Raw genomic sequence first — 8497 nt, forward strand, 5'->3', positions numbered from 1 at the left:
CCAGCTGGCAGCAGCCAAAGGCGTGTTGTTACCGATGGCGACTCGACCTCGGTCTTTGAGGGGCCTGGTACTGAGTTTGGCTTTGTCAGAAGCGTGCCCAACGGCTCCATTGTTAATGTCACTGGGCGCACCACCGGTAACTGGTCAGAGTTAAGCGACGGCAACTGGATTTTCTCGCTGTGGCTGGAGCCCATTTAGCCCTGAATCGCGATCGCACCCAAAGACCAGCTTTTTTTGCTGCATAACTAGGCTAGCCTCATTCCCCCCAGGCAAATTCTGTAGGGGTAAACGGTGTTTGCCCTATCCAGTCGAGGTTGGCCAAGCAAGAGCCGATACAAAGCATTTGCCGCTAGCAAAAGCGCTAGTAAAAAACGCTAAGGCTCTTTGGCTTTCCACCCTTTGCTTCACCCAATGGATTGCGCTCATCCCAGACCTAAACCGGGGAGCAAGGTCTCAACCACCCCATTCATGCCCAACAAGATTAAGTAGAATTACTCAGAATATTGACAAAAATCTATGATTTGCAAAAATTCATAGACTAAAATTAGAAAAAGCTGCAATCCCTTACACAAAGTACGTTTGAGTGCCTCCGTAAGGACGCTTAGTCACCCCCGGTGGAGCTTAACATCTTGTGATTTTGTGACGTTATGTGTATAACAAAACTAAGTCAAACCATTGAGTCGTTCCTATAGTTGCGGCCATAGCGACCTAGAATGCCTCAGTGAGATCCCTAACGATTCGGCGGCTGAGCGAACTAAGCTGACCCTGGCGAATCTCTGTAACGGGGGCAATAGTGCTAGAGGAGCTTTACTTTGTTTAACGATTCTGAGTCATCCCCCGCCTTTTGGGATTCTGTGCAAGACATCGCCATTCAGGTGCTTCAGGTGATCGATATTCGCCTGGCCTTACTGATTGGCCTGGCCGCCTTTATGCTGGCGGTAGGGTTTGACTCATCGGGCAACCAAGCCAAAGCCGCAGATTTAGTCACTCAGTCTTCTTTGATGCCGGTCAGGGTGTCGGTCCCAGTCGCTTTTGCCCCTGACAATAGCTTTTTTGTCCCATCGGCAACCGCAGGCGATGCTCAGTTGGCTACGGCGCGTCGATTGCGCCACGGCAACTTAACCAGCGCTATCATCACCAACAACCGGCTCACCGACGCTCACTTCTTTACCGATTTGCCCATTGGGCAGTAGAGGGCGTAAATGGTCGCCCCAATCTCCAGAACTCCTGACAACTGAATCAACTCACAGCGTTGAGGGCCTAAAATAGTGTGTTGGTCCTCAACGCTATTTATTTCAGCGCTATTTTTTGAGTGTCTCCAGGGCAAACGGCTCGCGTTGCCTAGCCCGCCTGCTCGATTCAGTCCCTTAACGTCAGCATCCTCCTATGACCTCCTCCATTCGCTTTCTCATGTGCGCCCCCCACCACTACGAGGTGGACTATGTGATCAACCCCTGGATGGAGGGCAACATTCATCGCTCGTCACTGGAAGCGGCCCAGGAACAGTGGCAGAACCTCTACCAAATCATTGCCGATCGCGCCAGTGTCGATCTGGTCAAGCCCCAGCAAGGCTGGCCCGATATGGTGTTTACCGCCAACGCTGGCTTGATCCTGGGCAACCAGGTGGTGCTAAGCCGGTTTTTGCACCCTGAGCGCCAGGGCGAAGAACCCTTCTTTAAGGAATGGTTTGAGGCCCAGGGGCACCAGGTGTTTACCCTGCCCCCCGAGCTGCCCTTTGAGGGGGCCGGTGACGCCCTGCTCGATCGCGAAGGGCGCTGGCTGTGGGCGGGCTATGGCTTTCGCACTGAGCTCGACTCCCACGGGCTGGTGGCCCAGTGGCTGAATATTGAGGTGCTGTCGCTGCACCTGATGGACGAACGCTTTTACCACCTGGATACCTGCTTTTGCCCCCTGACCGGCGGCTACCTGCTCTACTACCCCCCCGCCTTTGACGCCTACTCGAACCGCCTAATCGAAATGCGGGTACCGCCCGAAAAGCGAATCGCCATCGACGAGCCCGACGCGATCAACTTCGCCTGCAACGCGGTCAATGTCGATCGCATCGTGATCATGAATCAGGCCAGCAATGAGCTGAAGACGCGCCTGGCTGAGGCGGGCTTTGAGGTGGTCGAAACGCAGCTAACTGAGTTCCTCAAGGCGGGGGGGGCGGCCAAGTGCCTAACCCTGCGCGTCACCGAGCCACTGCACCCCGAACCGTTGCGAGAAGGCGGTCTGCTGGCCCGCACCGTTACGATGACTGGGCACCTGCTCGACTCGGGTCTGGTCAGTCGGGCGCTGGATTTAGTCATGGAAGGGGGCGGCAGTTTTCAGGTGCTGAACTTTGACCTGGGCGAGCAGCGCCAGAGCACGTCATCGGCCGAAATTCGCGTATCAGCCCCCGATCGCGAGGTGATGGATGAGATCATGGCCCAGCTGATTGACCTGGGTGCGGTGGCCCTGCCCGAAGATCAGCAGGATGCCCGCCTAGTCACCATTACCCAGGCGGGAGTAGCCCCCGACGATTTCTACAGCTCGACCATTTACCCCACCGAGGTGCGGGTGCGGGGTCAGTGGGTGCGGGTGCAGGGCCAGCGCATGGATGGCGTGATTGTGGTGCCAGAGGGGGTATTAGATTCTGAGCCGGTGGCTATCTGCAAGCTACTGCGCGACCTGGCCGTGGGCGACCAGGTAATTGTTGGTTACGACGGCATTCGCAGCGTGCGCAGTACCAAAGATCGCAGCCGGGCCGCCGCCACGACCGAAGAGTTTAGCTTTATGGGTTCCGGCGTGTCGAGCGAGCGCCGAGTCGAGCTGATTGTCGAGCAGGTGGCGTGGGAGCTGCGCCGCCTGCGCGACCAGGGCGGCAAAGTAGCTGTCGTGGCTGGCCCGGTGGTGATCCATACCGGCGGCGGCAACCACCTGTCGCGGCTAATTCGCGAGGGCTACGTGCAGGCGCTGCTGGGAGGCAATGCGATCGCCGTCCACGACATTGAGCAGGCCATGCTCGGCACCTCCCTCGGTGTCGATATGAAGCAGGGCACCTCAGTTCGGGGCGGCCACCGTCACCACCTGCGAGCAATCAACAGCATTCGCCGCTGTGGCAGCATCGCCAACGCCGTCGAGCAGGGCGTGCTGACTCGCGGCGTGCTCTACGAGTGCGTCAAGAATAACGTGCCCTTCTCTCTTGCCGGGTCCATTCGCGACGACGGCCCCCTGCCCGACACCAAAATGAACCTGATCGAAGCTCAGGCCGACTACGCCCGCCTAATCGAAGGCTGCGACCTGATTTTGATGCTCTCGACCATGCTGCACGCGATCGGCGTTGGCAACATGACCCCGGCTGGGGTAAAAATGGTCTGCGTTGACATCAACCCTGCCGTGGTTACCAAGCTGGCCGATCGCGGTTCGCTAGAGTCTACCGGGGTGGTCACCGATGTGGGCCTCTTTCTCAGCCTGCTGGTGAAGCAGCTCGATCGCCTTACCCAGCGCCACGTTGTGACCAAGGTATAAGAGCCTATAGGCCCGATCGCGCAAGGGGCGATCGGGCCTGATTGTCATCTACAAATCGCTGGGCGTGTCTGGGGCGACGTTCATACCCCGCTCGGCGCGCACCGCAGCGGGGTCGTCGTCTTCTAGATCAGAAAGGCCCTCAATTTCTACGTTCATGTCGCTACAGGCTGTTCTTAGCGCCGTCTGAAACCTGGCTGTGTCGTTGCCATAGCCACACCGCTCGGCGGCGATCGCAAGCCCCTCGCTGGCATTGGCTCGCGCACAATCTACCAAAATCACGCCGGTCAGCGGAGATGAACTAGCCATAGGGTTACAGAGTCGCTTTGATAACGTCTGTCTCCCAAACTATTACCAATAGCCCCCCTCAACATCTAACCCATGGAGGACTTATGCCAGCAAAACAATCTGAAGGAAGAGACCATTACAGCCCGGTTTCCTACAGAGGGTAGATGAGATTTGCGGGTGGCTGCGGTTAGATAGAGCAGAACGCAGTCACACCACAAAGAGTAACCAAATTTATGAGCATTAACATTGGTCTATCTGATCAGCAGCGTCAAGGCGTGGTCGATATTCTCAACAAAGTTCTGGCCGATGCCTACTTGCTGCTAATCAAGACAAAGAAATACCACTGGGATGTCATTGGACCCCAGTTTCGCAGCCTGCACGAGCTGTGGGAAGAGCAGTACGAAGCCCTGACCGCAAACATTGACGCGATCGCCGAGCGTGTGCGCATGCTGAACGGCTACCCTCTGGGTACCGCCGACGGTTTCCTCAAGCACGCCTCTCTGAAAGAGCACGCTGGCGATCTGCCCCGTGCATCGGAAATGGTTCAGCGTCTGGTGGTCGACCACGAGCAGATCATTCGCAACCTGCGTGGCTTCGTCGACCAAACCTCTGAAGAATTCCATGACGAAGGTACTTCGGACTTTTTGACCGGCTTGATGGAAGAGCACGAAGGCATGGCCTGGATGCTGCGATCGTTTGTTGAAGGGGAAGCCATGGAGACCAGCGGCAACCGCGACAAAGAGCTGGTTTCTAATAAGTAATAGAACCACTTGATGTCATCGCATCAAGCGCCGTGCTGACCCCGTAGAGAAATAATTTTCTTTTATTTTTAGCGGAAGTGTCAGCCGCATTTCTAACCTAGCTTTGCAATTTACCCTGCTTTGCAGTCCTTCAAATCGAGAAGGCTGTCGGGCAGGGTATTTTTGTTGTGCCCTTCTGTCCGCAAGAACCGATAACCTAGGGAGTGGTCAGCTCATCCCCAACCCCATGCCTACCGTCACCTTTCCCCTCGCCTATCTGCAGCGGCTCACCGCCACTCCCCCACAGCAGCTGGCCCAGCAGGCCTTCGACTATGGCCTCGACGCCACCCTGGGCGAGCAAACCCTGGAGGTTGAGGTGACCGCCGAGCGCCCCGATTTACTGGCAGCGGAAGGGTTTACCCGCGCCATCAACATCTACAACGGCTTGGCCCGCACCGTGCCCGAACAGCTGGCTCCCTCGGGGCGTAAGGTGACGGTGCTGCCCGAGGTACTTCCCCTGCGCCCCCACATCGCCGCCCTGGTGGTGCGTGGGGCCAACCTACAGGACGGGGGGCTAGAAGTGCTAGTGCAGTTTCAGGAAAAAGTGACTCAAACCTTTGGTCGCCAGCGCAAAAAAATTGCGATCGGTGTCTATGACCTTGACCAGATCAGCGGCGACTTGACCTACGGCGCAGAATCGCTAGACGAGCTGACCTTTGTGCCCCTGCACAGCACCCAGCCCCTGACAGCCCGGCAGATCTTGCAAACCCACCCGGCGGGCAAACTCTACGCCCACACGCTCAAAGAGAACCATCATGCCCCAGTCCTGCGCGATACGGCTGGCACCGTACTCTCCATGCCGCCGATTGTTAACGGGGCCGGGGTGGGAGAAGTTACAGCCAGCACCCGCAACCTGTTTATTGATGTCACCGGCATTTTGCCGCAAACGGTGCTAGAAACCGCCAACATTTTGGCTCACAACTTCTTAGACACCGGGGTCGAGGTACAAACCGTAGACATTGTCACGCCCCAGGGCACCATCTCCACTCCCAGTCTGTCCCGCCGCGCGGTGCCGTTTTCGGCTAAGTACCTGAACGAAATTATGGGAACCGCCATTCCCAAAAGCGGCCTAGGAAACGTACTGTCTCGGATGGATTTAGACGTCAGCGGTACCGATGTAGTGCATGTGCCCACCTACCGCACCGACATTTTTAGCCAGGTGGATATTGCAGGCGATTTGCTAGTTGCCTTGGGCATTGCCACTCTCCAGGCCGAACCGCTGGCGGTGAAGTTTCATTTGGGGGAAGCCAACCCGCTGCGCCAGGCCATGTTTAAAGTAGGTGATCTGGCCCAGCGCATGAAGCTGACTGAAGTCAAAAGCTACGTGCTCACCGATCCAGACATTCTCGACCTGTTTGCGGCCCCCTACGTGCAGACCGGCAACGCCAAAAGCCGCACCTACAGCGCCACTCGCCCCACCCTACAGGCGGGGCTACTCGATATTTTGGCCCGCAATATCAGCGCCCCCAAGCCCATCAACATCTACGAAACCGGAGAAGTGCTGCGGTTCAGCGCCTCCGACGCTATTCACGAAAGCCAGTGCTGGGGCTTCGCCAGCCTCGATGCCCGTGCGTCGTTTACCACGGCAAAAGCCTACATGCAGACCATGCTGAAGGCGCTAGGGGTCAGCTACGACCTGGCGGTGTGCGACGCGCCTTACTACATTGCTGGCCGCGCCGCCACGGTGCTGGTGCAGGGGCAGCCGGTGGGAGAGTTTGGCGAAATTCATCCTCAGGTGCTGGAGCACTTTTCGTTTCCGGAGCCAGTTTGTACTGGAGAATTGAACTGCACCGCGAGTTTGCAGTCCCAAGCACCGGGGCATCTACGCGCTCAGCAGCCTGTCGACGACTAGCCGCCACGCCTGGCGGGCCATAATAATAAAGGTCAACTACGAGAGCAAACTCACCATGCGACTACTCCACACCATGCTGCGGGTCGGCGACCTCGATCGCTCCCTCAAGTTTTACTGCGATGTGCTGGGTATGCAGCTGCTGCGCAAAAAAGACTACCCCGGCGGCGAGTTTACCCTGGCCTTTGTCGGCTACGGCGATGAGGCTGACCACTCGGTGCTAGAGCTGACCTACAACTGGGGCACAGAGTCATACGACCTGGGCAATGCCTATGGCCACATTGCTCTGGGTGTAGACGATATCTACGGCACCTGCGATCGCATCAAAGCCCAGGGTGGCCAAGTGGTGCGCGAGCCCGGCCCCATGAAGCACGGCTCGACAGTAATCGCCTTTGTGCAAGACCCCGATGGCTACAAGGTCGAACTCATTCAAATGGGCACCTCCGAGGGGCACCGGCAGGCAGCAGAACCTCAGATGGCTGCGAGCTAAAAGGGTTTAAGGTTCAAGGTTTAGGGTTTAAGGCAGAACCTTAAACCTTGTACCCAGCACCCTGTACCTTAAAACGCGTAGTTGACAGTGGCTGTAATCTCGGTATCGGTGTCGCCGGGCTTAAACAACACGCTGCCGTTAACATCAATCACCACACGGCGGGTAATGCCCCAGTCGAGCCCGGCAGTGATCATAGGATCGACGCTAGAGCGACCGTCGGCATCGTAGGCTACCCCGGCTCCGGCGTAGGGATAAAGCGCTTGGTCGAGGGCGTAGTCTACCGAAATAGGCAGCCGCAGTTCGGTACCGTTGTCGAAGACGAGCGAGGGGCGCACCGACAGGGTTGTTCTGGCCCCTAGCTCGACGATTTGAGCTTTAGAATCAATCACAAACGAGGTGCTGTCGTTAAATCCGGCTCGAATGCCAGCCCCCACATAGTAGGGGGGGACTTGCTGGGCCTGGGCTGCTGAAGGGGCGATCGCACCCACCGCTACAACCGATAACAGGGCAAATTTCAGATTCATCATCACTCCTCTCAGATCAGGGGCCAGCTCGCGGGTTGGCCCGTTTGGGCATCACAGTTTATCTTCAGGCGTAGAGAGGCAAAATCCTGCTAAAAGTTGGGGCAATGCGGCGATTTTGAGTAAAGGTTGTGTGAGGTTCACGGATAACAAAGATACCGATGACTTTATGGCGACTGTCGATCGCTCCACCCCGCCTAAACAGAGGGCCGTGAACCAAGATCTGGACGGTCCTCTGTTTGAGTTATGGTGCCGCTGCCTTAGGCTGCCGATCGCCGGGGCCGCTTGCGCTCAGACTTTTTCTTGTAGCCAACGGCCTGAGCCTCATTGCTGTCGGAGCCGTAGACGCCTCGCACCAGTTCTTTCATCGCCAGCACGTTCTGGTGGAATTGCCACTCGGCTAGGCGAGCCTTATCGGCAGCGGCTTTGGCGCGTACCATGATCACAGTCTCTTCATCCTGGGCGGCCATCATCTCGGCGTAGCTGCTCTGGAGCCCTTCGAGGGTGGTTTCGGGGCGGGCGGAGGTGTAGCCTTCAATGGTGCGCGCACCGCGCAGCGAATCAACATCCTGGTCAATGTAAGTAGACCGCAAACGGCGACTGGTATCGGTATTGGGCATGGTCGTAGTGCTCCTTAATGGCAGTTAGTTAGAAAATTCGGGTTGGCGGCAGGCTGGGGAGGCTTGTCTGGCGCTCAGGGCAATGTGCCCGCTGCGATCGCCGACCCGGAAAAACCGGCGCAGCTTTACAGAAGTAATATCAGCGGGGGCTGCTGAATGAAGCGGCGATGATGATGAAGCACAACCACCTCTGTACTTGCTTCGCGCAGGGCTGCACTTGCTTCACGCAGTGGTGTACTTGCTTCACGCAGTGGTGTACTTGCTTCGCGCAGGGCCGTACTTGCTTCGCGCAGGGCTGCACTTGCTTCACGCAGGGCCGTACTTACTTCGCGCAGGGCTGTACTTGCTTCGCGATCGCCAGGTCAAACCTGTAGGGTGGGCACCGCCCACCTTTCACCTTCCGCTTTTACCAGGGATTGGGT

The 8497-nt window shown here is 57.3% G+C and carries 9 protein-coding genes; 6 read left to right on the forward strand and 3 right to left on the reverse strand.

Features of this window, described 5'->3' with window-relative positions; all coding sequences use genetic code 11:
* From IQ273_RS26575 to IQ273_RS26585, 3 genes are all read left to right on the forward strand, one after another.
* Positions 1 to 198 (forward strand): SH3 domain-containing protein (locus tag IQ273_RS26575; RefSeq protein WP_228053931.1); only part of this gene is annotated, 198 nt, incomplete at its 5' end.
* A 614-nt stretch (positions 199 to 812) separates the two neighbouring features.
* The gene (locus IQ273_RS26580; protein ID WP_194026153.1) at positions 813 to 1193 is read left to right on the forward strand and encodes a hypothetical protein; all 381 of its coding nucleotides are present in this window, start codon (positions 813 to 815) and stop codon (positions 1191 to 1193) included.
* A 193-nt stretch (positions 1194 to 1386) separates the two neighbouring features.
* On the forward strand, positions 1387 to 3510 hold the full coding sequence (locus IQ273_RS26585) for a TIGR00300 family protein (protein ID WP_194026154.1): 2124 nt from the start codon (positions 1387 to 1389) through the stop codon (positions 3508 to 3510).
* A gap of 48 nt (positions 3511 to 3558) precedes the next feature.
* Here the strand turns inward: IQ273_RS26585 and IQ273_RS26590 are convergent, their stop codons facing one another.
* The gene (locus IQ273_RS26590; RefSeq protein ID WP_194026155.1) at positions 3559 to 3816 is read right to left on the reverse strand and encodes a hypothetical protein; all 258 of its coding nucleotides are present in this window, start codon (positions 3814 to 3816) and stop codon (positions 3559 to 3561) included.
* Between the two features lie 212 nt (positions 3817 to 4028).
* Between IQ273_RS26590 and IQ273_RS26595 the strand changes: the two genes are divergently transcribed.
* The 3 genes from IQ273_RS26595 to gloA all read left to right on the forward strand — a co-directional run bounded on the left by IQ273_RS26595 (position 4029) and on the right by gloA (position 6934).
* Positions 4029 to 4556: a Dps family protein gene (locus tag IQ273_RS26595; protein ID WP_194026156.1), complete on the forward strand. Its 528-nt coding sequence runs from the start codon at positions 4029 to 4031 to the stop codon at positions 4554 to 4556.
* Between the two features lie 226 nt (positions 4557 to 4782).
* Complete coding sequence (gene pheT, locus IQ273_RS26600; protein ID WP_194026157.1) at positions 4783 to 6447, forward strand: phenylalanine--tRNA ligase subunit beta; 1665 nt, start codon at positions 4783 to 4785, stop codon at positions 6445 to 6447.
* Between the two features lie 55 nt (positions 6448 to 6502).
* On the forward strand, positions 6503 to 6934 hold the full coding sequence (gene gloA, locus IQ273_RS26605; protein WP_194026158.1) for a lactoylglutathione lyase: 432 nt from the start codon (positions 6503 to 6505) through the stop codon (positions 6932 to 6934).
* Between the two features lie 68 nt (positions 6935 to 7002).
* Here gloA and IQ273_RS26610 read toward each other — a convergent pair whose 3' ends face one another.
* Both IQ273_RS26610 and IQ273_RS26615 read right to left on the reverse strand, forming a co-directional pair.
* A complete protein-coding gene (locus IQ273_RS26610; protein ID WP_194026159.1) occupies positions 7003 to 7458 on the reverse strand; it encodes a hypothetical protein in 456 nt (151 codons plus the stop codon).
* Between the two features lie 257 nt (positions 7459 to 7715).
* Positions 7716 to 8075 carry a hypothetical protein gene (locus tag IQ273_RS26615; protein ID WP_194026160.1) on the reverse strand — a complete coding sequence of 120 codons (360 nt, stop codon included), beginning with the start codon at positions 8073 to 8075 and terminating at the stop codon, positions 7716 to 7718.
* Positions 8076 to 8497: the final 422 nt, after the last annotated feature.

This window comes from Nodosilinea sp. LEGE 07298, from assembly GCF_015207265.1.
Taxonomy (GTDB): domain Bacteria; phylum Cyanobacteriota; class Cyanobacteriia; order Phormidesmidales; family Phormidesmidaceae; genus Nodosilinea.

Bases quoted from the DNA above. Each gene is read 5' to 3' on its own strand.
- IQ273_RS26595 (WP_194026156.1), top strand. From the start codon at position 4,029: ATGAGCATTAACATTGGTCTATCTGATCAGCAGCGTCAAGGCGTGGTC.
- IQ273_RS26615 (WP_194026160.1), bottom strand. From the start codon at position 8,075: ATGCCCAATACCGATACCAGTCGCCGTTTGCGGTCTACTTACATTGAC.
- IQ273_RS26585 (WP_194026154.1), top strand. From the start codon at position 1,387: ATGACCTCCTCCATTCGCTTTCTCATGTGCGCCCCCCACCACTACGAG.
- IQ273_RS26590 (WP_194026155.1), bottom strand. From the start codon at position 3,816: ATGGCTAGTTCATCTCCGCTGACCGGCGTGATTTTGGTAGATTGTGCG.
- IQ273_RS26610 (WP_194026159.1), bottom strand. From the start codon at position 7,458: ATGAATCTGAAATTTGCCCTGTTATCGGTTGTAGCGGTGGGTGCGATC.
- gloA (WP_194026158.1), top strand. From the start codon at position 6,503: ATGCGACTACTCCACACCATGCTGCGGGTCGGCGACCTCGATCGCTCC.
- pheT (WP_194026157.1), top strand. From the start codon at position 4,783: ATGCCTACCGTCACCTTTCCCCTCGCCTATCTGCAGCGGCTCACCGCC.